Below are 23,071 nucleotides of genomic sequence, written 5' to 3' on the forward strand. Positions count from 1 at the left end.
AACTTGCTTAAAACCAGGTTGTTCAATTATATCTATCGGTTGTTTTATACAAACGCAACAAAAGGTCGGTGACCCTTATTGTATAATTTGCTTGATAGCTCCCATTTCGGGGAAGAATATCACTTTGATTGGCAGTTTGTTATTATCGAACATCTTGGGTATGAGTACCTCTTGTTTTCCGTATTGCACTACGTCCACTTCTTTATTAACCCAAGTTTTGTTTGCAAACTCAATTTGTAAAGATGCTTTGGCAGGTATATTATATATGATGCCTTTTGCAAATTTCTCGTCCCAAGCTTTTTGATCTTTAGGACTTAGTATAGCAGGCTCGCCTGCGGGTTCCTTGTTGATCAGCGTAAGAGTAACGGGTGCACCTGCCATATTGTTACCGTCCACAAAACCCAATTTAGATGAGAATCTGAATACAACCTGATCGTTTAAATCGCTAGTGGTAGGCAATACCGTAAATGTTTTGCTGATATTTTCTACCGTTTCGCTTCCTGTAAACATCGAAGTTAAAGCCTTTTCTTGTAAGTCGAGACGCTCCATAACCAGTTTATAAGCATTACCATCGGGTGGCATATTGTCGGCTTCGCCAGTTAATATATTGTTTCGGGTTTCGCGAAGCAAGAATATTTGTTTCGAAATCAGTTCGGCTTGTTTGGCTTTAGAGCCTGCACGCAATGTTTCCTCCGAAAGAAACGAGTTAGGGTTGGGTAGGGGTTTATTGCCTTCGTCCGCAGCAGAATTCGTAGCTTCATCCGCAGGTGAAAATTGTGCATCGGCATTAATGGCACAAATAAGACCATCTTTGGTAAGTGTAACAAAGGGGGCAGTTGTGCCGCTTCTGAATTCTACCAGATAGCTTTTTTCTTTATCGGGTACCCCTCCTGTAGACGCTGTTAAGCCGGTCATGGTATATACCGTTTCGTCCTGAATGATGGGGTTTGATATATTGAGGTATCTTTCTGCATATTCGTAAAATTCGCCTGCCTTACGCACTGTTTTAGTCGCATCGGCTTTAATCAATATCGTCGTTTTGGGGAGCGAGTATGCAACTCCAAAGTCATTGCTTTTTACAGCACTCATTTTTACTGTATTCTGAGCGGGTAAAGCACTAGCTAATAGCAATGATAATAGTCCTATATAATATTGTTTCATATCTGTATTTTCTGAATTTGTACCGAATACAAATCTAATAAAATTATTTTAGGCTTCTATATTTTTAGCCTGGATATCTGTATAAAGCAACAAAGACCGGCATTTATCTGAATGTCGGTCTTTCTCTTACGTATCTACTTTATGTGTCCTGTTATCTCTTTATAACATTGCCTTTACTGTCGAATACTATATTACGATGGCGATCATAACCTTTGTTACTTTCGAATTTTATACCAACCGAATAAGTTATCGATCCGTTTTGAACTTTTTTGTTTGCACCTAAAACCTGTGCGTTTTTGTAGTTCTTTTTTACATAGTCAGTGGCAAATGAAGGAATATCTTTTATCAGCATATCTTCTTTCGATGATATTAAAGTGCCGTTAGTCGAAATATCCAACTCTACTTCTCTGCCCTCGTATCTGAATTCGGCTTCGTAATAACCTTTCTTCGATTTATCTTCCCACTCAACATGGGTTGCTTTGGGATAATGTTTCGAAACATATGCTTTTACATTGGCAGGGACATTTTCAGGTAGAATGTCTTTTGCCTGTATTGTAAATGAGGCTATTGCCATTATTAATAAAAAAAATACTTTTTTCATATTAGCTATTTTAAATTAGTGGTTTTTTAGGTCTGAGACCTGTTTGTTTTATCTTGTCAAGTATTCAGTACAACGGATGGTTGTATTGATCTTATATTACATACTCATGGTTATTTATTTGTCACAGGAGTTTGCTCTATCTTTACATTATATCCATCGGTTCCGGCAGTAACTTCAAAGATGGTTAAACCGAATGTACCTACGCTCGAAATGAGATGGTTGAAAATTTCACTCATAATGCGTTCGTATTCAGACCAAGCTGTAGTACTTGTGAATGCATATACTTCTATAGGAAGTCCCTGGCTGGTAGGAGCCAGTTGTCGAACAATAAGCGTCATCTCCTGATGTATCTCGGGGTTGTTCCGCAAATACCAGGTTGCATAGCGTATATACAGGTCACAATTGGTTATCTGGAAACCTTTTATGAGCGAATTATTATCGATATTCAATTGCTCGTTTTGACTTGCATATTGCTTACGTTTGCTTTTTATATAAGAACTTAATACTTCACTTTTTTCGAATTCATCCAGTTCTTTATCAGTAAGTGTTCTTATATCAGATTGTTTGATGCTGAACGATCGTTTTATACGACGTCCTCCACTTTCCTGCATTCCTCTCCAGTTTTGGAACGAATCGGATATGAGTGCATAGGTAGGTATTGTCGTGATGGTTTTATCGAAGTTGCGAACTTTAACCGTAGTCAGGTTTATTTCGAGAACGTCGCCATCTGCTCCGTACTTGTTCATGGTAATCCAGTCTCCAATCATTACCATCTGATTTGTAGATATTTGTATACTGCTTACAAAGCCCATGATGGTGTCTTTAAACATCAACATCAGTACAGCTGAGGCAGCTCCCATTGCCGTAAAAAATACGGTTGCCGATTTGCCGGTAAGTATCGAAAATATAGCTACTGCACCGAAAATGTAGCAGATAATTTGTATTACCTGCAGATAACTCTTCATCGGCTTGTTGTGGAATGTCGGTTTTTCGTGAATCACATTGGCAAACGATTTTATAATTGCCATTAATATCCATATAACCAAAAAAACCATGTATATATCGGTTATTTTGAGTGTTGGTTTTATGAACATTCTATAATCAACGAATATGGTGGGGATAGCATTTATGATAAATGTATAGGGTACGCTCAGTGCCAAAAAGTGAGGTAACCTGTTTTTCTCAGCATGCTTGAAAAACGAAAGTTTAGTGATTTTTTCTATTTTCTTAAAGGCAAATGAAAGTGCAATGCGTACTACCTTTTGTAGTACATATACTATAACGACAGCGGCAGCGAGTACAATGATGAGATTGACCAAATCAATCCATCTTTCCGATACCCCCATGTTTTTAAGAAAGTCGTGCGTAAAATGGGTTACAAAATTTGCGGAGGTTGTAAATTCAGATTCATCAATAATTTGATCCATACTGTATGAGTTTATTTGGTTATTAACCCAAAGTTAAGGGTTATATATCGCTTTTTGTAACTTTTAGACAAATTTATGCAGAGAATCTGTAGTAAATCTGTAGTTTGAGTTCGATAAAACTACTTATTGGTAATAAAAAGATTTTTTCGAATTTCTGCTGCGGAAAAAGAATAGTATCAGTGTATGCTACTTGCGTGAGGAGTAAAGAGGTATATCGAAATCGGAAAATGATCTTTTGATTTTATAAATAAATATTTGATAGACTTTAAATTAGCTGTTAAGGAAAAAAAAGGGAATACTTATTGCTGTGATTCATCTAATTGTAGTACTTTTGTAAGCTTAAAAGTTTTAAGCATTCAAGTATGAAAAGCGTAAAGGTAAGGGATAAAGAGTTCGAATTATTTATCTCAGAAGCAGAGATATTAAAGTCTGTAGATAGAATAGCTGAGCAGATGAACAAAGATCTGGATGGAAAAGATCCTCTGTTTGTTTGTATATTAAATGGTTCTTTTATGTTTGCTGCCGAACTGATGAAACGTGTAACCGTACCCAGCGAGATTTCGTTTGTGCGTATGGCATCGTATCAGGGAACTAAATCGTCGGGCAAGATAAAGGAAATTTATGGACTCGAAGAAGATATTAAAGACCGTACTATTGTTATTATCGAAGATATCGTAGATACAGGGCATACCATGTCTTTGATACTCGATCAATTGGCGTGTGACGGACCCAAAGAAATCAAAGTAGCCACTTTGCTGTTTAAACCTGAGGCTTTGAAGTGTGAAGTTAAAATCGACTACGTAGCTTTGGAAATACCGAGTGATTTTATCGTCGGTTTTGGTCTTGATTATGACGGATACGGTCGTAATCTACCTGATATTTATAAAATAAAGTAGGAGACAGATCTTTGTATCTGAATGAATGGTGAACAGACCGATTCACTCCTGCATCAACTAATAAAAGGGTCTCAGACCCCAAACCATAAACGATAGAGTAATGTTGAATATTGTAATTTTTGGAGCTCCCGGCTCAGGAAAAGGCACACAAAGCACAAATCTTATAGAGAAGTATAAACTGGCTCACATTTCTACAGGAGATGTATTGCGTGCCGAAAAAGCCGCAGGAACAGAGCTAGGTAAACTGGCTGACAGCTATATGTCGAAAGGTCAATTGATACCTGACGAACTTATGATAGATATCTTGGCTAGTGTTTTCGATCAAAAAACAAAAAGCGGCGAATGCAAAGGTGTTATCTTTGACGGATTTCCGCGTACCATTCCTCAAGGAACAGCATTGAACGAAATGTTGGAGAAAAGAGGACAAAAAATATCAGCCGTTGTAAGTCTTGATGTTCCCGAAGAGGAGTTGATCGAACGCCTTTTGAACAGAGGAAAGCAAACCGGTCGTAACGATGATAATTATGAAACAATAAAAGCTCGTTTGGATGTGTATTACAATCAAACTACACCACTCAAAGAGCTTTATGAGAAAGATGGCAAATTGTATTCTGTAGAAGGAGTTGGTTCTGTAGAAGATATTTTTGCTCGTATTTCGTCTGTGATAGATAAAGTAAATTAAGAAAAATATAGAGTTTTTGAAGCCAGGAATTGAGTTTTGAATATACACATCAAACTCGGTTCTTGGTTTCGAATCTTTTAAGCAATAGTATGATTTTGTGCAGCATTATTTTGATATACGCATCCATTGTACTATACTTGCTAAACTAATAAATAGGTCTTAGACCTTAGAAGAAAGGATAATATGTCTGATACAAATTTCGTAGATTACGTAAAAATATACTGTCGCTCGGGAAAGGGCGGAAGAGGTTCTACCCACTTTCGACGCGAAAAATACATTCCGATGGGAGGCCCGGATGGTGGCGACGGTGGCGATGGGGGACATATAATCCTGCGTGGCAATCGTAACTATTGGACGTTGTTGCACTTAAAATTTAAACGACATCTGCTTGCCGGACACGGTGGCGGAGGATCAGGTAAATTATGCTCGGGTAAGAAAGGTGAAACTATTATTATAGATGTGCCTTGCGGAACTGTTGCATATGACGCCGAAACTGGTGACTATTTGTGTGATATAACCGAAGACGGACAAGAAATAATCTTGTTGAAAGGTGGTAAAGGTGGACGTGGTAATAATCACTTCAAAACACCTACCAATCAGGCTCCACGCTATGCACAACCAGGCGAACCGTTTCAGGAACGCCGCGTTGTATTGGAACTGAAAGTACTTGCCGATGTTGGATTGGTTGGATTCCCTAATGCCGGAAAATCAACGCTTTTATCGGTAATGACAACGGCTAAACCGAAGATAGCAAATTATGCATTTACTACGCTTGAGCCTAATTTAGGTATCGTAAGTTATCGCGATCATCGCTCGTTTGTGATGGCTGATATCCCCGGTATCATAGAAGGTGCAAGTGATGGTAAAGGATTGGGACTTCGTTTCTTACGCCACATTGAGCGTAACTCGCTGCTGCTTTTCCTTATTGCTGCCGATGCCGATGATATTCATGAAGAATACCGCATTCTGTTGAATGAATTGGCAAAGTATAATCCCGAATTGTTGGATAAACGTCGAGTATTGGCAATTTCTAAATCTGATATGTTGGATGAGGAATTGACTGAAGCATTGAGTGCCGATCTTCCGGATGTACCTCATGTCTTTATCTCGTCTTTTACAAGTTTAAATCTTCAGAAATTGAAAGATTTGCTTTGGGCAGAACTTAATAAGGACGGTGAATATATTAAAGCTGCTGATAATGTAATTGTTCACAGAAAGCTTGATATCAAAGCCATTGAATTGGATGAGGACGAAGAATTTGATTTCGAGGATGAAGAGGACGATTATGAAGAAGAATGGGATGAGGATGAAGATCCCGACTTCGATGCCGACTTTTATTACCGAGAAGGAGAAGAAGATGATACTGTTAAATAATGGTTCCTCCATTCGATAATTTATAAAATATAGATGGTAAGCCATAAAGCATATTCAAACTTATTGCAATTTGAGAGTCTTAATACTTTTGACTCTCTTTTGCATTTTTCAACGACTATTGATGGCGGAGTAAGTACCGGTAATTATACTTCTTTCAATTTGGGGATGTATTCGGGTGATGATTTGCAGGATGTTGCGGAAAACAGAAGCCGGTTGGCTTCAATGCTCAGCATACCTTCTGAAAATCTATTATTTCCTTACCAGACTCATGGAGATTCGGTTTGCATCATTGACAAAAAGTTTACCTCTAAAAGTAAGGATGAGCAGCTACAATTATTGAATGGTGTAGATGCTCTGATAACTAATCAGATAGGAGTTTGTATAGGAGTTGGAACAGCCGACTGTGTACCTATTCTGATTTTTGATCCGAAAAATAAAGTTTTTGCTGCAATACATGCAGGATGGAGAGGTACTGTTGCAAAATTAGGCCCTAAGGTGGTTGAAATTATGAAAACTAAATTCAACAGTGATCCATCGGATTTACAGGTTGGAATAGCTCCTTCTATTTCTCCTGATTACTTTGAAGTAGGAGACGAAGTGGTCGACCAGTTTGCTCATGCCGGTTTTTTAATTGATGATATAGGATATTATAATTTTGAAACAAGTAAGTTTCATATTGATTTATGGTTTGCAAATGAGCTGTTGTTGAGTCAGGCAGGTGTTCGTTTCGACAATATTGAGGTTGCAGGTCTGTGCACTTATTATCATAGCGATCAGTTTTTCTCAGCTCGCAGACAAGGCATTCAATCAGGTCGAATGATAACCGGAGGAGTTTTAATCCGTTGATAATTAGCTTTTGTCTTTTTCGTGATTTACTGATCTATAATAGTATTTTAATTTAAGAATAGGGTGTTTCTCTGTTATAGAATAGTATTTTATTGGTGATTTTTATATTCAAAATAAACTTTACAGGTAAGTAGTAACTTTATAAAACGATGATACTCTTTTAATGTAGCGGAAGTCAATTTCTATTTGTGAAAATTCATTTTATCACAAAACTGCATTATCTTTGGTATATCAAATATTAATAAAAAATAGATTAAAAGTAATATGGGAAAAATTCTATCATTGGCAATAATGATTTGTCTGTCAACAAATCTTTTTAGTCAAGTTCAGAATCAAGCCGAGCCGGTAGTAGGAACTTGGGAAGGCGAAGAAGTTTTTGTAGAAAAAATAGATTCTACGGAGAGCCATATTTCGGCTGCTTATATTCAACTTGAGCCTCAGGTTCTGGCTGATATAGATTGGTTGAATTATTATCCATTGGATGAACAGCAAAGTTTGCGTGATGATAAAAATCGTTTCGTATTAATGTGGATGTCAGGATCTCCAACCGTAAAAATCGGTATGGATGACCGCATCGTTACTTTTCAAGGAGGAGAACCTTGGGTATTGATGGCATATATGATGGGTTGGACTAAATATTCGTTAGAACATAATTATTCGGCTGATCCTGTAGAATGTACGACTGCTGCTGTAACCAATGCTGTGAATTTCTATAATAGAAACCGCAAGTCGTTAGCTAAGAACAAAGAGGTCGAAAAGTATGCGAAAATGGTTAAGAATGATTCGTTGAAAAAGTATATCAGTGATGTTTTGTCTCAGCCTGTTGCTGAGTGAAATTAAAACTGCTTAGATATAATAAAGGCATTTAACTAAACGTTAAGTGCCTTTATTTTTTTAATTATTCGAGTAGATAGGTATGAATATATATTATTTATTAATGTGAATCAGTATTGAAATATACGTTCTATTGATTTTTTCACTACACACAATCAAAGATTTACTATATTTATGTTTACTAAAGTAACTTAATGGTCGTAGACCTTCATCTAAATAAAAAACTATGTCGACTACATCTCAAACTAAAATTCGTTTTGGAGTCATCGGAACCGGCTCTATAGTAGATAATGTATTGAGGGCTGCTCATCTAGATCCCCGTTTCGAGCTTACGGCAATTTATTCACGTACTCAGGAGTCGGCGGATGCTTTTGCCCAGAAGCATGGTATATCTCATACTTTTGTTTCGCTCGAAGAAATGGCACAAAGTCCGTTGATTGATGCTGTATATATTGCATCTCCTAATTCTTTGCATTCCTCACAAAGCATTCAGTTTATGAAACATGGTAAGCATGTCTTATGTGAAAAACCTTTTGCTTCGAATGTTAGAGAAACAAAAGCGATGATTGCTGCCTCTAAAGAGTATAACGTTACTTTGATGGAGGCGATGAAACCGACTCTTACTCCCAATTTTAAGGCTGTAATGGAAAATATTTCAGCTTTAGGGACAATCAGGCGTTATTTTGCCAGTTACTGCCAATATTCGTCTCGTTATGACAGCTTGAAGGAGGGAATTGTTTTGAATGCGTTTAATCCTGCCCTGTCGAATGGAGCGGTTGTCGATATAGGTGTATACACTATATATCCGATGGTTGTACTTTTTGGACGTCCTAAAAAGATCAGTGCTACGGGTATATTATTGTCGACAGGTGTAGACGGACAGGGGGCGGTAAATTTCGAATATGAGAATATGAATGCAACGATTCTTTATTCTAAGATTGCCGATTCGCAATTGTCGACCGAAATTCAGGGAGAAGAAGGTTTGATTTCGCTCGACAGAATCAATACTATCAGGGATGTTCGGATTTGTATTAAAAATAAGGAAGAGCAGCATATAAGCCATTTTGACTATGATCAAGAGTATCTTCATGAGATTGCCGAATTTATAGACCTTGTGCAATCGGGTAGGAGAGAGTCTGTTATAAACAGTCACGAAAATTCTTTGATAACTATGGAAATTCTTGATGAGATCAGAAAACAATTGGGAGTTGTGTTTCCTGCCGATAATGAATTTTGAAGTAGAGGCTATTTAATTAAAATAGATTGCAGGGTAGGCTATATGCTTATCCTGTTTTTTGTGGATTTTGTTGAAATAAGATTTCGATACCTATTTCGATTCAGTAAATAGGTATTAGTGAATGTCAGAACCGATTCTTTACGACTAAGATTCCTTTGCTTCAGATTATTTTTGTTATTTTTGTAAAGATCAAAAAAATATCTGTTTTTCTATTTTTTGTTGAAACTAAACGAACATAAAAAACTAATTATAAACTGATAAACATGGCAACTCCATCATTTAAGTATCAGGATACATTTCCAATGGGTAAAGATACTACCGAGTATTATCTGCTATCTAAGGATTATGTTTCTACCGCTACCTTTGAAGGTCAGGAAGTTTTGAAAGTAGCACCCGAAGCTTTGACTCTCTTGGCTCAACATGCATTTCACGATGTTGAATTTTTGTTACGTCCCGAGCATCAGGCACAGGTGGCAAAAATATTATCCGATCCTCAGGCTAGTGATAATGATAAATTTGTGGCACTCACTTTTCTTCGCAATGCTGAGATATCGGCACGTGGTATTCTACCATTCTGTCAAGATACAGGAACTGCCATAATTGTCGGTAAAAAGGGGCAAAATGTATGGACCGGCAGTAACGACGAAGAAGCGTTATCGAAAGGTGTATACAATACATTTGTGGAAGATAATTTGAGATATTCTCAAAATGCTCCTCTGAATATGTATGATGAAGTAAATACAGGATGTAATCTGCCTGCTCAGATCGATTTGTATGCTACGAAAGGTGATGAATATAAATTTTTATTTATAGCTAAAGGTGGAGGTTCTGCCAATAAAACATATTTATATCAGGAAACTAAAGCATTGCTTACTCCCGGTAAATTGGAGGCTTTTCTGATCGAAAAGATGAAATCGTTGGGTACTGCGGCATGTCCTCCTTATCATATTGCATTTGCAATAGGTGGAACTTCGGCCGAGAGTAATCTGAAAACTGTAAAACTGGCATCTACTAAATATTACGATAATTTGCCAACTGAGGGTAACGAAGGCGGACAAGCGTTCCGTGATCTCGAAATGGAAGCTAAATTGCTGAAAGCTGCACAGGAACTTGGTTTAGGAGCACAATTCGGCGGTAAATATTTTGCTCATGATGTGCGTGTAATCCGTTTGCCTCGACACGGAGCTTCTTGTCCTGTGGGTATGGGAGTTTCTTGTTCGGCTGACCGTAATATCAAAGGTAAAATCAATAAAGAAGGTATCTGGTTGGAAAAAATGGAGGATAATCCTTCACGTTTAATTCCTGCCGAATATCAAAAAGCAGGCGAAGCAGGTGGTGTGAAAATTGACCTGAATCGTCCTATGCCCGAAATATTGGCTGAGCTTAGTAAATATCCTGTTTCTACACGCTTGTCATTAACTGGAACCATTATCGTAGGACGTGATATCGCCCATGCTAAATTGCAAGAACGTTTGGATAAAGGTGAGGGTATGCCTCAATACATCAAAGATCATCCGATTTATTATGCAGGACCTGCTAAAACACCTAAGGGGTATGCTAGTGGTTCGATGGGACCAACTACTGCGGGTCGTATGGATTCGTATGTGGATGCTTTCCAAGCTGCGGGTGGTAGTCTTATTATGATTGCAAAAGGTAACCGTAGCCAACAGGTAACTGATGCGTGTCACAAGCATGGAGGCTTCTATTTGGGAAGTATCGGTGGACCTGCTGCGATATTGGCTCAAACTAATATCAAGAGCCTAGAATGTGTTGAATATCCTGAATTAGGTATGGAAGCTATCTGGAAAATAGAGGTGGAAGATTTCCCTGCATTTATTCTTGTGGATGATAAAGGAAATGATTTCTTCAAACAATTGAAACCTAATACGGGTTGCAGTTCGATGTAAGCATTGAAAAATATATATAATTAAAAAATACCGCAGTAAGGCTCGTCCTCGCTGCGGTATTTTTTATGAATGGCATCCTTCAAGAATACTCACACTATCTCTGCCTAGTTGCTTGCATCCCCAGTGAAAAAGGTATTCTATAAAAGGAATCAACTCTTTGCCGGTTTCCGTTAAGCGGTATTCGACCTTAGGGGGTACTTGCGGATATACCTTTCGATGAATAAGGTTGTCGGCTTCCAGTTCGCGTAAGGTTTGGGTAAGCATCTTAGTACTTATGTCTGCCATGTCTTTAGCCAGCTCATTGTATCGCATTACTTCACTCTGACTTAACCTCCAAAGAAGACGTCCTTTATATTTACCTCCGACTCGCTGAAAGGCATAATCGACAGCACAAATATCTTTATTTTCATTTATTTTAAATTTCATTTCCTTATTTATTTGTTGATAATCAATATTAGAAACTTTTTGGTCTGTATGATACAATAAAGTACATACTTGACACAAATATACTATATAATTACTTTTGTAAGGAAATTTAACAATAACAAAACATGAAACAAAAATTAATGGGGATGCTATTCTCGGCTATCTTCTGGAGCTTTTTGCTCTCAAATGCACAGGCTATGACAATAGAAGGAAAGGGATTTCAACAAATGAAAATTGGCGACATCGAAGCTGTTGTATTATCGGATGGGTATATACGGATATCTCCTATACAGCCATCTATGGCTCCTGATGTTACAAGTAAGCAATTAAGTGACTTTCTGAAGGGAAATAGCAACGATACACAGTCAATTGATTTGGCTATGAATATATTATTGTTGAAGAAAGGCGATAAATTTATTTTATTTGATTCAGGATCGGGCAGCGATATGGGGCCTACAGGTGGATGGTTGAAAGATAATCTGGCAATAATAGGTGTCTCTCCCGAACAGATTACGGATATTGTAGTTACACATGCTCATATCGACCACGTTGCAGGTCTTTTAGATTCAAACGGAAAAAGTATATATCCGAATGCCGATATTTATATGACCCAAATAGAGTATGATTTCTGGATGAGTGAAAATCCCGATTTTTCGAGATCTAAATCAAAGGATACTGCCATGGTGGCAACTATGCTTAAATATATTCGGAATATACTCACTACGCTGAAGCCGCAAATAAAATTAGTCGCTGATAAAGATATTCTTCTGGATTGTATAGAGGTGGAGCTTGCTCCGGGGCATACTCCGGGTCATATTATTTCTACTATTTTTTCGAATAACGAGAAATTAGTAGCCATGGCAGATATAGTACATGCCAGTAATATTTTGTTTGCCAATCCCCAATGGGGAACAAGTTTCGATACTGACTTTGAATTGGGTATAAAAACCCGATTGACTGTATTGAAGAAATTGAGCTCTGAGAATGCTTTGATATTTGGTTACCATCAACCTTATCCTGGAATTGGGCACATCAGACAAATTACTAATGATAGCTACAAATGGGTGCCGGTAGATTTTGCTACACCTCAGTTAAGAGATTAATATTTTAGATTCTTTAAAGAGGATTGATTCAGTATAATAGCGATTTTTATCTGAGAAAAATATATTTAAAAAGCAGGAATCTTTCGTGTAAGGATTCCTGCTTTTGATTAATTGAATACAGTTGTTACCTTAATTAAAGGCTTATAGCTCTAATCGCAATAACTATAAGTTAAAGTCTGAAATTTAACTAAATTATGGCTTATTTATGTGAACGTTTCTTTAATGCTGTTGTTTAAATAATATATGAATCTTTAAAAAGAGATATTATGGAAGCCAGGAAGAGACGTAAAACATTTACCATTATTGGTGTTTGCTTAGCTATTTTCTCTTTATTCTTTTTTTTACAGGTTGATGGATTGAGAGATAACGGTAATATGGAGCTGGCAAATCTTTATTGGTTATTCGGGATTCTGACTATAATTACAGGATCGTTGTTTGTGTTGTTCGGTTTTTTAAAAGGTCATCATCATGAATCTAATACTTCAGAATAAGATTCGTTGAGACTAAACTATAAAATCTAAGAAATTGTTCGATATGAAGGGTGAATAATTTCTTAGATTTTTTATTTTGATCATTATAACAGCAATAATTTGTGCAGTATATTTTAAGGCGAAGTGATATCGTTTATCCTGAACGCATATAAGCTTCCTGTACTTCCTACAGACAGAAAAGTCGCACTATTGGGCGAAGTTGTATTGCGTATCACTTTACCTGCCAGCAAGTAATAATCTTTTTTTACAGACGAATTATTCGTTATAAATATTTTACCATTTACACTCGATCCCGGTGAGGTGTTTATATCATTAAGTAAGGCTGCCGATACAGCTCCTTGTGTGTCGGGTGACAATGCAGATGAAGGTAATGTGGAATCATCGGCGAAGCCAAAAGTCATCCACGAAAAATCGGCAACAGTTCCGTTCCCTAAAATATTGAGTGATACAAATACAATCCATTTTCCCGGATATAACGATATTTTTGAATTTGTATTTATATAATTTGTATAGGTATTGGCTATATTAATGCCACTGCCCATCACTCCTTTTTCGGTTCCCGGTACATAAGCTTGCCAGTATGCAGTTCCTGTGGCATCGCTTGTCAAAACATACTTATCGACCTGATAACCGTCTCTGATCGAAAACCCCTTTACGGGAGATATGGGAGTTCCTGTTGTTACAATATCAAGTTTTACGGTCGGGGTAGTTGTTCCTATCCCTACGTTGCCCGATTTGTCTATAACAATATCTTCTTTTGTTTGAGATGCAGTTGGTGTACCCGAAGTCGCATTGTCCTTTGCCGGATCTATGTAGAGTAGTATATTTGAGGTAGCTATATTGTCGGTTTGAATTCCGATCTGCGAAAAAACCGTAAGAGGGATTATCAGTAATAATGCCAATAAAAATAAATATTTCATTTTAGTTTTTTGTTTAATGATTATCTTATGACAACGTGTAGGATGATGTTGCAAAATATATATTTATGGATGCAGATGATTTACTGGAGTGGCATAGCAATAATCCGATTCTCGGCATGTGCCGGATTGGCTGTTGTCAGTACCCTGCCTGCAAGGTTGAGATTATTCGGATAGGCAGCATTTACTAATTTCAGATAATAAGTTTTAATACCATTTGTTCGGTTATTAATAATTATAAATCCGGAAACTATGCTTGCAGTTCTGAAGTTCACATTAGAAGATATTAAGCTTCCGGTAGTTGCAGTACCATTGAGTGATCCTTCAATATCTTTTGATACTCCCGCTCCGTTTGCGGGATATAATGTACCATCTCCCGATAGGCTGTTATCGGAAAAGGTAAGCCTGAAGAAAGATCTTTCCTGATACGAAGTTCCGTAACTACCCGAGGCCGGATCTACTCTTTGGTCTACCATAACCACCCAACGTCCTTTAGGTAGTTTTATATAAGCATAAGCATACATATTTGCATATATGAGAGATGGCGATATACTGGGGATGGTATAGTTTATAGTTCTTGTATAAACTCCCCGTATAAGAGGAATTTCGCCAGGATACCCCCAATAGGCATTGCCCGAAGCGTCAGATAATAATATTTTTGTATTTCCTTCTGTGCCATCCTCGAGACGGAATGCAGGTTTTGATGTTCCCGAAGGTCTGACCCAAATATCTAATTTATAAGAAGGAGTAGTATGCCCGATTGCAATATTTCCTGCTGGAGAGATCATTACATCATCAATCGTTTGGTCACTAGCCGGAGCTTCTGTTGCATTATTATTGCCTTTAGCATCTATATGTAAAACTCCCGATTGAGGGTTGGAGGTATTTAGACCCACTTGTGCTGAAGAGTTTATGGTTATGCACAAAAAAAAGAATATCCATTTATAAATTGAGTTCATATCTACACTTTAATTTTGATTCTTTGTTGATCAATATATATTTCAATAAACAGAGATGCTTTTAAAGAACATCTTTTATAGATTTTGTGGTAAACGGTAAGCAATTATATTGTCTTCGCCCTTTGTGCCACCTATTTGAGCCCATAGAACCGATGGGTCGGATGTGCCGTAGACAGTAGCCCTCCCCATATAATAATAGTAGGTTGTACTTGCCAGAGGGTTATTGATGATAAAGGTTCCATAGAGTATACCACCTGATCCGTATTTCCAGAATATACCCGAAACATACTTTGCCCCTTCGATATGTGCAGAAGCGATATCGGCTGTAGTCTGAGCTATTATTGTTTCAGAAAACGTAGTGCTAAGAATTATACGATCATTAAACTGTGCTGCAGGAGCACCGCCAAGAACAATATACATAGCCACTTGTACAAGCCATTTCCCTTGAGGTAAAGTCAAATTGGTACTCGAGTTATAAAGAATATTATTGGTCACTGCAGGTTGAGTAATACCTACACTCGATTTAACGGCTGATATTCCTCCTTCGGGTACAACATCGCCCCAAGTTGCCAAACCGTTGGCGTTAGATATCAGAGCACGTCTGTCTGCCTCGTTTCCATCTGCCAATCTCAAACCATATGCCGGAGTTGAAGTCGGTATACCCGCCGTTGCAGTTTTTATATGCAAATAGGTTGAAGGCGTACTGGTTCCTATGCCCATGTATCCATCTTTGGTGATTATCACATCATCGGCATCTCCACTACCGTCGGATTGCGTATCAGAGTTGGGATCTATGTGCAATGCTCCCAACGGATTTTTAATGTTTATCCCGACTTGTGCATTACACCAGCCGATAGATAACAGACTAAGAATAAATATTAAGCTCTTTTTCATTGTTAGGTAATTGATATAGTTAGTTCTTGTCTTAAAATCAAAGAAAGCAGCAGCATGTAATCGCTACACACTACTGCCGGGCATAGTTGTGCCTTAGGGGATTGATTTATTTGTTCGGATTCTGAACGACAACAAAAAAACAAATTGTCCGAACAAACGCCCTTGTATGCACAGCTTGAATTATATTTATTGGGGAAATATATGAAAATGAAGATGAATGCGTCTTTGGTACGCACAAATAAAAAAAGACGGAAAATTCCGTCTAAAATATTTTTATTACTAACGTGTTTGCTAGTTAACTCTCTCTCTCTCTCTCTCTCTCTCTCTCTCTCTCTCTCTCTAATATTTCAACGCAGATAACCAAGCTTAAATGGTTAAAATTTAAGCTGTTGATGTTAGTTATGTTTGTTAATTCGATTGTCATTTTTAGTGTAAAGAGTTATTTTACAGGGGCAAATATAATAAAGTTATTCTTAATACAATGAATTTGTATGTAGTATTTCGTTTTTTCTATCGTACCTGAAATAAATATCCAAAGGTCATACATGAGTTGTAATAGTTACCTCTTCTGTCATCCCAAGCTTTGATCATCCCATATTGAAACGAGTAGCCTAAGTATAGACCATAAACGATCACACTGAACCCGACTTGTGGGCCAATGTCAAATCTTTTCTGATGGTCAAATATATTAGGTCTGGTTCTTTCTCCGGTGGTAAGGTCATCTACCCAATATCCGCCATGTAGACCATATTTCATAAAAGGACCGAAATCGAGTCCGAAACTGATATCATCGTCTCCAAAACGGCGCGATACAATAAGTGGAACTTCCAGATTATAAGTGTATCCTGAATAAGCAGGCTTGAATTTACTTACCGATTTACTACCTGAGAGATTGTATAAGATGGCAGGTTGAAAATACCAATAATCAGATAGATGGGTACTATACATAGCTCCTACACTAAATCCGGGTCTGCTTTTTGCACTTCCTGTACTTAAGGATGATATGTTGAAACTACCTCTTACTCCCAGATAAGATTGAGAATTAGCACTTGCGTATGTTAAAACGGATAGCAGAATAATAATAATGGTCTTTTTCATGCCTTTGTTTAATTTCGAAAGTTACAAAAATAATCAAAATAGAACGATTGGAGTGTGAAAATCTCTTAAATGTTTTTCTTTCTTAACTATTCAGATACAAAAAGGGAGGCATTCTTCAATGACTCCCTTTTCCGTAATATTCTAAAAATCTATTAAGCAGATGTCTTAAATAGATAGTATTTTTAAAGTATTCACCAAATTTTCATTTATCGGTTTATTCTTTTTGATTGCTTTAGAGAATGGAACATATACTATCTGATCGTTTTGCATTCCGATCATAACATTACGCTGATCGTCAAGTAAAGCATCGATAGCTGCTGCTCCCATACGGCTGGCAAGTATACGGTCGTTTGCCGTTGGAGAACCTCCTCGTTGAACGTGTCCTAAGATAGTTACACGTACATCATACTGAGGATATTCTTTTTTTACACGCTCAGACATGGCAATGGCTCCTCCTGTGATATCACCTTCGGTAACAAGAACAAGACTACTGTTTTTACTTTTTCTGAATCCGTTGGAGATTAACTCTCCCAGCTGATCGGTTTCAAACATTCTTTCGGGAATGATAGCTGCTTCTGCTCCTGTTGCAATAGCCCCGTTGAGAGCTAAGTAACCACATTCACGTCCCATCACTTCGATGAAGAACAGGCGTTCGTGTGAGCTGGCTGTGTCTCTGATTTTATCAACAGCATCCATTATTGTATTCAGCGCAGTATCATAACCGATGGTTGTATCGGTTCCGTTGAGGTCATTGTCTATTGTACCAGGTAAGCCTACGATAGGAATATTGTGCTCCTGAGCTAAAATACGTGCACCTGTTAAAGATCCGTCTCCTCCGATAACTACCAAAGCATCTATCCCTTCGCGTTGCATTGCTTCATACGCTATCTGACGTCCTTCGGGTGTCATGAATTCTTTACAACGAGCCGTTTTCAGGATGGTACCGCCTTGCTGGATTATATTACTAACACTGTTGGTTTTAAAAGAGACGATCTCATCAAATATAAGACCTCTGTAGCCTCTCATGATTCCCTTAACTTCGATGTTATTGTATATAGCAGCACGAGTGACAGCACGGATTGCTGCATTCATTCCAGGGGCATCGCCTCCCGAGGTCAAAACACCAATACATTTAATATTTGCCATAATTCTTAAGACTATATCATTTTAAATAATAGTAATCATTTCATTCAATATTATTTAGTAATAACTGTCACTAGAACCTGTACCTGCCAAAGTAATAAACCGGTCTGCAACCTTAGTTATTCAGCTAAATGTGATGAAATTTCGTCGATTTTCTTTTCAACTTCTTCCATTTGCCATTTAGGGGTCGAAGTGGCTCCGCATACCCCAATGGAAAGTCCTTTCTTGATAATCGCCGGATCAATTTCGTCAGGCGAAGATACGAAATAAGAATTTGGATTGTATTTTTTACACTCAGAAAAAAGCACTTTTCCGTTAGAACTTTTTTGTCCGGCTACAAAAAGTATGATATCGTGCTTGGTTGCAAACTCTTTGATGTTGGGTATTCGGTTCGAAACCTGTCTGCAAATGGTGTCTACATACTCGAACTGAGCACCGTTTTGCATTCTTGATTCGATAATGTCGATAACTTCTCTGAATCCGTCAAGCGGTTTAGTGGTTTGAGAGAATAAGCAAATATTTCTTGAAAAATCTAATTTGTCCAGTTCTTCCTTCTTCTCGATGACGATGGCTCGAGCGTCGGTTTGCCCCATTAGTCCGTTTACCTCGGCATGTCCTTTTTCTCCATAAATAACAATTTGTGTATCGTTATCTATTTCGTTATTGTGCTTATCCTTTATTCGTCTTTGCAAACGAAGCACTACAGGACATGAGGCATCAATAATTTCGATATTGTTCTTCTTTGCTATCTCGTAAGTACTGGGTGGTTCGCCATGTGCACGAAGCAGTACTCTTGCATTTTTTAATTCGGCAAACTGTTCGTGGTTAATGGTTTTTAAACCTAACTTTTCGAGGCGCTCTACTTCCAGATTGTTATGTACAATATCGCCCAGACAGTACAATGTACCGCCTTTGTCCAACTCTTCTTCCGCTTTTTTTATGGCATTGACTACACCAAAGCAAAAGCCCGATTTTGAATCTATTTCTATTGTATTCTTCATTGTGATGTGATATGATTGAATTTATCAAGGAGCCATTTCATTTGTTGCTCCTTGGTTAGTGTTGAATTGTCGAGCACCAAGGCATCTTCGGCTTGCGTCAAAGGACTTTCGTCGCGGTGCTGATCAATGTAATCTCTTTGTTTTATATTATCTAAAACGTCATTAAACGTTGTTTTAGTATCTCCTTTAGCATGCAACTCGTCCAAACGGCGTTGTGCCCTGATGTCGGGACTTGCTGTAACGAAAAATTTAAGTTCGGCTTCAGGAAATACAACTGTACCTATATCCCTGCCATCCATTACTATACCCTTCGCTTTTCCCATTTTCTGTTGTTGCAGTACCATCGCTCTGCGTACAAAGCCTACTGCACTCACATAACTAACTTTGTTGGAAACTTCCATTGTACGGATCTCCTTCTCTACATTTGCACCATTGAGGTATGTTTCGGGAAGTCCTGTTTGCTCATTTAATTTGAAGCTTATATGTATATTACTGATTTGCTGACTTAACTTTTCGACATTTAACTGATCACCGTCAAACAGATTATTCTGAATACAATACAGCGTAATAGCTCTGTACATGGCTCCGCTGTCGATGTATATGTATCCAATTTGTTTGGCTAAATCCTTAGCCATTGTACTCTTTCCACATGACGAAAACCCGTCAATTGCAATTGTAATCATTTTCATATATGCTATATTTACAACAATAGTGTCTTTAAAATGTTCGTTGATTTGATATCGGAGCCACCAGCCTTTTATATTAAATGGTCTGAGACCTTAAAATTTAGAGATATCGAAACCTACGCTAAAGTGATATGTAGTAGCCGATGGGTGGTACTGGGCAAGTGAAAAACCTATATTGAACTTTTGAATTCGGACTCCTGCTCCCGCATTAAATCCGCCGAATTTATTACCATCCTGCAAAGCCATATCATAATGAACTTTAGGATTAAAACCCACACCTATCCAAAAGTTTTCGGAAGGAATAATATCTACACCTAATATAGTATGTTTGAATGCGGTTTTGAGAAACCCATCGTCACTCGTGTCTATGCCATTTGCCTCATTTATGTTGGCGAAATTCCATTGAGTGAGATACACCGCTGTAACAGAAAAGCGTATAGGAGCACTCCGTAATCTTTTACTCACCCCCAATTGTATATCCCAAGGTAAACCCACTCGCTTATCGTTGTAGGATGATATTTGGCTTCCCATATTTTTAAGTACCAATCCTGCCGAAAATTCTTGATCTTCATTGTAATAACTCAATCCCACATCAAATCCTATGGCAACTGACGAGTAATCTTCGTACGAAGATGTTATAAATTTGGCAGTAACACCTCCTCTTAATCTGTTGGTAAGCACGTGGCTGTACATTCCGTTTACAGCAATGTCTTTAGCTGAGAAATTTCCGATAATTTCATTCTCAGAGGTGGTTTTTTTGAAGTCACCGTAGTCAATATAATTTACACCTACGGCAAACGAATTATTGTCGCGAATCGATTTCCCGAAAATAGCACTACCTACTTTAATGTCGGCTATATAAGACAGAAAATTGACATTGGCATTCATATTCATCTCACGTCCTAGAGCAGCCGGATTGAGGAATACGAGAGAAATATCGTTCTCGATAACCGAAACATTGTTTCCTCCCAATGCATTGGCACGAACCGAGGAAGGCAGTTCCAGAAATCGAAATACCTTTTCACCTTCCTGAGCGGAAGCCTGAAAAAAGGTTATTGTACAAATAATACTCGCAATGCAAGCTCTTATTATGTTCATGCACTATTCAGTTAAGGTACAAGACCTTTTGATTGCTTTGGTAACGGATATAACCAGACGCAGTTATAATTGTAAAATAAAGCAATATTTTTTTATATTGTTTAATAAAAGAGGTCGTTGACCTTTTGCAAAGATAATTTTATTCTTTTGAATATGTAGCTCCTTTTTATGTTAATGAATTTTTTCCTTTTTTGGAGATAAACGAAAAAAGCAGGATTCATCTTTTTTTAATGTCCTGCTTTCTATCTATTTTTTATCTACTTAATATTCCTGATCCGTATCGTCTTCTGTCTGATGACTTAAATCGATCATCGTACGAATGAGTCCGACCGTAGTAAAATAAATACCTTCTTTGATTAGCTCTGCATCCTCAAAGGTTGCCGAATATGTGCCTGTCGAAACAGAAGCTGTTAACTCTGCATCCTCACTTTCTAGCATCTGAGTACATATTTCTTTTTCTATAATTAAAACTTCTTTCAGATACGTGTCAATCAGATTTGTCAGATCATTTACTGTATATATTTCAGCGATTTGTAGATCGTCATATAGATCTTCGATATCTTCCTGATTGTCGGCATTTCGGTTTTCAGTAGGCAGTTTTTCTAATAATGTGCTTCTAAGCAGATTGGTGTCAAATGTAACAGCCTCCTGCGAAAAACCATAACAAGTGATACCGAAAAAGAGTATAGTTGCAGTTAGTATTCTTAATTTATAAACATTATTAGTTGTGTACATGTTGAGTATAAATAATTTTATTGTTAGCAATTTTAAATATAGATGAAAAAATGACTATTAATTCCATATTTACTGTTTTCTTTTTTGAAAGAATTTTATAATGGTCTTACTAAAGTAGATAAAAGATAACTGCCTATAGCTTTTCACTAGCCAAAGCAATATATGGTTCGGTGAAGTTACTTGGCAAAATATTTAAAAGCTCTGAAACCTTAAGAGATAATTTTATACCTTTGTTTCAGTACAAATTTATTCAATAATATATTTTGAACTTAGAACTATTTATAGCCCGAAAAATATATTTCGGAGGAGGTATAAAACAAAAAGTATCGTCTCCGGCTATAAAAATAGCAGTTGCGGGAATTGCACTCGGACTGGCTGCTATGGTGCTGTCGGTTTGTATTGTGGTGGGTTTTAAAAAAGAAATACGCGACAAGGTTATTGGCTTTGGTTCACATATTCAGATAACCAATTTTGGCAATAATATGTCGTACGAGGTTAGTCCAATTAGTATGACAGACAGTCTTGCCGTAGAATTGGAGAATAATCCGGAGATAAAACATATAGAGGTTTTTGCTACTATACCGGGTATTGTAAAAACAGATACCGAATTTCAGGGTGTAGTGTTAAAAGGTGTAGGAGCCGACTATGACTGGACTTTCTTCAAACAAAATATGATAGAGGGAGACATCCTTCACAAATCGGATACCTCAACCGTAAATCAGACGATCATCTCGAAATATATTGCCGACAGGTTGGACTTGAAGCTGGGAGATAGTTTTATCACTTATTTTATACAAGATCCGATTAAAGCCCGAAAATTTGTAATTACAGGTATTTATAGTACCAACTTTGAGGATTATGATAAACTTTTTATTGTAACCGACATTAATATGGTTCAGCGATTAAATGGCTGGACTAAAAATCAGGTGAGCGGTATCGAGTTGACAGTCAAAGATTATAATCGCTTGGCTGAAGTGAAAAACGATTTGTTTTATCAAATGGCAGGTTCACACGATGGGGACGGGCAAGCCTTGTATACCCGTTCGATTGAAGAAATGAACCCGATGATTTTCAGTTGGCTCAGTCTGCTCGACATGAATGTATGGGTGATAATTATATTGATGTTAGCCGTATCGGGCTTTACCATGATATCGGGGTTACTGATTATTATTCTTGAACGTACCAACATGATTGGTATACTAAAGGCATTAGGTGCCCGCAATTTCAGAATACAAAAGGTATTTCTTTACATATCATCGTTTCTTATTCTAAAGGGAATGCTTTGGGGTAATATTATAGCTTTAGGAATTTGTATATTGCAAAAATTGTTTGGTATAATCAAACTCGATCCGGCAACCTATTATGTTTCAGAGATGCCGGTTGACCTGAACCCATTGTATATTATTTTGATAAATATAGGAGCATTGGTTATTTCGTTGGCAATGATGATAGGACCCTCTTATCTTATAGCCAGAATATCCCCTGCAAAATCGATTAAATTTGAATAAAAATAAATTATTACTTTTGAACACAGATAAGTTGGTATAACTATTTA

23 protein-coding genes are annotated in these 23,071 nt (G+C 37.4%); 10 read left to right on the forward strand and 13 right to left on the reverse strand.

Annotated elements, in window-relative coordinates:
- Positions 1-75: 75 nt before the first annotated feature.
- From G7050_RS12965 to G7050_RS12975, 3 genes are all read right to left on the reverse strand, one after another.
- Positions 76-1,161, reverse strand: coding sequence for a DUF4831 family protein (locus G7050_RS12965; protein WP_166116067.1), 1,086 nt, complete (start codon positions 1,159-1,161; stop codon positions 76-78).
- Between the two features lie 151 nt (positions 1,162-1,312).
- Positions 1,313-1,762, reverse strand: coding sequence for a PepSY-like domain-containing protein (locus G7050_RS12970; protein WP_166116070.1), 450 nt, complete (start codon positions 1,760-1,762; stop codon positions 1,313-1,315).
- A 110-nt stretch (positions 1,763-1,872) separates the two neighbouring features.
- Positions 1,873-3,189 (reverse strand): mechanosensitive ion channel family protein, encoded by a 1,317-nt coding sequence (locus tag G7050_RS12975; RefSeq protein WP_166116072.1) that lies wholly within the window; start codon positions 3,187-3,189, stop codon positions 1,873-1,875.
- A gap of 362 nt (positions 3,190-3,551) precedes the next feature.
- Between G7050_RS12975 and hpt the strand changes: the two genes are divergently transcribed.
- The 7 genes from hpt (at position 3,552) to G7050_RS13010 (ending at position 10,965) form a co-directional block, all read left to right on the forward strand.
- Positions 3,552-4,085: a hypoxanthine phosphoribosyltransferase gene (gene hpt, locus G7050_RS12980; protein WP_166116074.1), complete on the forward strand. Its 534-nt coding sequence runs from the start codon at positions 3,552-3,554 to the stop codon at positions 4,083-4,085.
- A gap of 100 nt (positions 4,086-4,185) precedes the next feature.
- The gene (locus G7050_RS12985) at positions 4,186-4,767 is read left to right on the forward strand and encodes an adenylate kinase (RefSeq protein ID WP_166116077.1); all 582 of its coding nucleotides are present in this window, start codon (positions 4,186-4,188) and stop codon (positions 4,765-4,767) included.
- Positions 4,768-4,950: 183 nt separating this feature from the next.
- A complete protein-coding gene (obgE, locus tag G7050_RS12990) occupies positions 4,951-6,141 on the forward strand; it encodes a GTPase ObgE (RefSeq protein WP_166116079.1) in 1,191 nt (396 codons plus the stop codon).
- A gap of 33 nt (positions 6,142-6,174) precedes the next feature.
- A complete protein-coding gene (gene pgeF / locus G7050_RS12995) occupies positions 6,175-6,987 on the forward strand; it encodes a peptidoglycan editing factor PgeF (protein ID WP_166116082.1) in 813 nt (270 codons plus the stop codon).
- 264 nt (positions 6,988-7,251) lie between these two features.
- Positions 7,252-7,821, forward strand: coding sequence for a hypothetical protein (locus G7050_RS13000; RefSeq protein WP_166116084.1), 570 nt, complete (start codon positions 7,252-7,254; stop codon positions 7,819-7,821).
- 226 nt (positions 7,822-8,047) lie between these two features.
- Positions 8,048-9,058 carry a Gfo/Idh/MocA family protein gene (locus G7050_RS13005; protein WP_166116086.1) on the forward strand — a complete coding sequence of 337 codons (1,011 nt, stop codon included), beginning with the start codon at positions 8,048-8,050 and terminating at the stop codon, positions 9,056-9,058.
- A gap of 263 nt (positions 9,059-9,321) precedes the next feature.
- The gene (locus tag G7050_RS13010; RefSeq protein WP_166116089.1) at positions 9,322-10,965 is read left to right on the forward strand and encodes a fumarate hydratase; all 1,644 of its coding nucleotides are present in this window, start codon (positions 9,322-9,324) and stop codon (positions 10,963-10,965) included.
- A 63-nt stretch (positions 10,966-11,028) separates the two neighbouring features.
- Here the strand turns inward: G7050_RS13010 and G7050_RS13015 are convergent, their stop codons facing one another.
- Positions 11,029-11,391: a helix-turn-helix domain-containing protein gene (locus G7050_RS13015; protein WP_166116091.1), complete on the reverse strand. Its 363-nt coding sequence runs from the start codon at positions 11,389-11,391 to the stop codon at positions 11,029-11,031.
- Positions 11,392-11,516: 125 nt separating this feature from the next.
- Here G7050_RS13015 and G7050_RS13020 point away from each other — a divergent pair, with 125 nt between their 5' ends.
- Positions 11,517-12,494, forward strand: coding sequence for an MBL fold metallo-hydrolase (locus G7050_RS13020; RefSeq protein WP_166116094.1), 978 nt, complete (start codon positions 11,517-11,519; stop codon positions 12,492-12,494).
- A 266-nt stretch (positions 12,495-12,760) separates the two neighbouring features.
- Positions 12,761-12,985 carry a hypothetical protein gene (locus G7050_RS13025; RefSeq protein WP_166116096.1) on the forward strand — a complete coding sequence of 75 codons (225 nt, stop codon included), beginning with the start codon at positions 12,761-12,763 and terminating at the stop codon, positions 12,983-12,985.
- A 113-nt stretch (positions 12,986-13,098) separates the two neighbouring features.
- Here the strand turns inward: G7050_RS13025 and G7050_RS13030 are convergent, their stop codons facing one another.
- The 9 genes from G7050_RS13030 to G7050_RS13070 form a co-directional block, all read right to left on the reverse strand.
- Positions 13,099-13,905 (reverse strand): hypothetical protein, encoded by an 807-nt coding sequence (locus tag G7050_RS13030; protein WP_166116098.1) that lies wholly within the window; start codon positions 13,903-13,905, stop codon positions 13,099-13,101.
- Between the two features lie 80 nt (positions 13,906-13,985).
- Positions 13,986-14,861: a hypothetical protein gene (locus G7050_RS13035; protein ID WP_166116100.1), complete on the reverse strand. Its 876-nt coding sequence runs from the start codon at positions 14,859-14,861 to the stop codon at positions 13,986-13,988.
- A gap of 75 nt (positions 14,862-14,936) precedes the next feature.
- Entirely contained in the window at positions 14,937-15,755 is an 819-nt protein-coding gene (locus G7050_RS13040) for a hypothetical protein (RefSeq protein WP_166116102.1), read from the reverse strand.
- 510 nt (positions 15,756-16,265) lie between these two features.
- A complete protein-coding gene (locus tag G7050_RS13045; RefSeq protein ID WP_166116104.1) occupies positions 16,266-16,853 on the reverse strand; it encodes an outer membrane beta-barrel protein in 588 nt (195 codons plus the stop codon).
- 165 nt (positions 16,854-17,018) lie between these two features.
- The gene (gene pfkA, locus G7050_RS13050; RefSeq protein ID WP_166116106.1) at positions 17,019-17,999 is read right to left on the reverse strand and encodes a 6-phosphofructokinase; all 981 of its coding nucleotides are present in this window, start codon (positions 17,997-17,999) and stop codon (positions 17,019-17,021) included.
- Between the two features lie 116 nt (positions 18,000-18,115).
- Complete coding sequence (locus G7050_RS13055; protein WP_166116108.1) at positions 18,116-18,997, reverse strand: 4-hydroxy-3-methylbut-2-enyl diphosphate reductase; 882 nt, start codon at positions 18,995-18,997, stop codon at positions 18,116-18,118.
- Positions 18,994-19,686: a (d)CMP kinase gene (cmk, locus tag G7050_RS13060; protein WP_166116110.1), complete on the reverse strand. Its 693-nt coding sequence runs from the start codon at positions 19,684-19,686 to the stop codon at positions 18,994-18,996. The genes G7050_RS13055 and cmk overlap by 4 nt, the downstream gene beginning before the upstream one ends.
- A gap of 90 nt (positions 19,687-19,776) precedes the next feature.
- A complete protein-coding gene (gene porQ / locus G7050_RS13065; protein WP_166116112.1) occupies positions 19,777-20,781 on the reverse strand; it encodes a type IX secretion system protein PorQ in 1,005 nt (334 codons plus the stop codon).
- Between the two features lie 261 nt (positions 20,782-21,042).
- On the reverse strand, positions 21,043-21,516 hold the full coding sequence (locus G7050_RS13070) for a hypothetical protein (RefSeq protein ID WP_166116115.1): 474 nt from the start codon (positions 21,514-21,516) through the stop codon (positions 21,043-21,045).
- Positions 21,517-21,779: 263 nt separating this feature from the next.
- On the opposite strand from G7050_RS13070, the gene G7050_RS13075 reads away from it, so the two are divergent.
- On the forward strand, positions 21,780-23,024 hold the full coding sequence (locus tag G7050_RS13075; protein ID WP_166116117.1) for an ABC transporter permease: 1,245 nt from the start codon (positions 21,780-21,782) through the stop codon (positions 23,022-23,024).
- The last annotated feature ends 47 nt before the right edge of the window (positions 23,025-23,071 follow it).

It is taken from the genome of Dysgonomonas sp. HDW5A (assembly GCF_011299555.1).
In the GTDB taxonomy this organism is placed as follows: Bacteria; Bacteroidota; Bacteroidia; order Bacteroidales; family Dysgonomonadaceae; genus Dysgonomonas_A.

Coding starts and splice junctions, on each gene's coding strand:
- G7050_RS12965 (WP_166116067.1), bottom strand. CDS start 1,161: ATGAAACAATATTATATAGGACTATTATCATTGCTATTAGCTAGTGCT.
- G7050_RS12970 (WP_166116070.1), bottom strand. CDS start 1,762: ATGAAAAAAGTATTTTTTTTATTAATAATGGCAATAGCCTCATTTACA.
- G7050_RS12975 (WP_166116072.1), bottom strand. CDS start 3,189: ATGGATCAAATTATTGATGAATCTGAATTTACAACCTCCGCAAATTTT.
- hpt (WP_166116074.1), top strand. CDS start 3,552: ATGAAAAGCGTAAAGGTAAGGGATAAAGAGTTCGAATTATTTATCTCA.
- G7050_RS12985 (WP_166116077.1), top strand. CDS start 4,186: ATGTTGAATATTGTAATTTTTGGAGCTCCCGGCTCAGGAAAAGGCACA.
- obgE (WP_166116079.1), top strand. CDS start 4,951: ATGTCTGATACAAATTTCGTAGATTACGTAAAAATATACTGTCGCTCG.
- pgeF (WP_166116082.1), top strand. CDS start 6,175: ATGGTAAGCCATAAAGCATATTCAAACTTATTGCAATTTGAGAGTCTT.
- G7050_RS13000 (WP_166116084.1), top strand. CDS start 7,252: ATGGGAAAAATTCTATCATTGGCAATAATGATTTGTCTGTCAACAAAT.
- G7050_RS13005 (WP_166116086.1), top strand. CDS start 8,048: ATGTCGACTACATCTCAAACTAAAATTCGTTTTGGAGTCATCGGAACC.
- G7050_RS13010 (WP_166116089.1), top strand. CDS start 9,322: ATGGCAACTCCATCATTTAAGTATCAGGATACATTTCCAATGGGTAAA.
- G7050_RS13015 (WP_166116091.1), bottom strand. CDS start 11,391: ATGAAATTTAAAATAAATGAAAATAAAGATATTTGTGCTGTCGATTAT.
- G7050_RS13020 (WP_166116094.1), top strand. CDS start 11,517: ATGAAACAAAAATTAATGGGGATGCTATTCTCGGCTATCTTCTGGAGC.
- G7050_RS13025 (WP_166116096.1), top strand. CDS start 12,761: ATGGAAGCCAGGAAGAGACGTAAAACATTTACCATTATTGGTGTTTGC.
- G7050_RS13030 (WP_166116098.1), bottom strand. CDS start 13,905: ATGAAATATTTATTTTTATTGGCATTATTACTGATAATCCCTCTTACG.
- G7050_RS13035 (WP_166116100.1), bottom strand. CDS start 14,861: ATGAACTCAATTTATAAATGGATATTCTTTTTTTTGTGCATAACCATA.
- G7050_RS13040 (WP_166116102.1), bottom strand. CDS start 15,755: ATGAAAAAGAGCTTAATATTTATTCTTAGTCTGTTATCTATCGGCTGG.
- G7050_RS13045 (WP_166116104.1), bottom strand. CDS start 16,853: ATGAAAAAGACCATTATTATTATTCTGCTATCCGTTTTAACATACGCA.
- pfkA (WP_166116106.1), bottom strand. CDS start 17,999: ATGGCAAATATTAAATGTATTGGTGTTTTGACCTCGGGAGGCGATGCC.
- G7050_RS13055 (WP_166116108.1), bottom strand. CDS start 18,997: ATGAAGAATACAATAGAAATAGATTCAAAATCGGGCTTTTGCTTTGGT.
- cmk (WP_166116110.1), bottom strand. CDS start 19,686: ATGAAAATGATTACAATTGCAATTGACGGGTTTTCGTCATGTGGAAAG.
- porQ (WP_166116112.1), bottom strand. CDS start 20,781: ATGAACATAATAAGAGCTTGCATTGCGAGTATTATTTGTACAATAACC.
- G7050_RS13070 (WP_166116115.1), bottom strand. CDS start 21,516: ATGTACACAACTAATAATGTTTATAAATTAAGAATACTAACTGCAACT.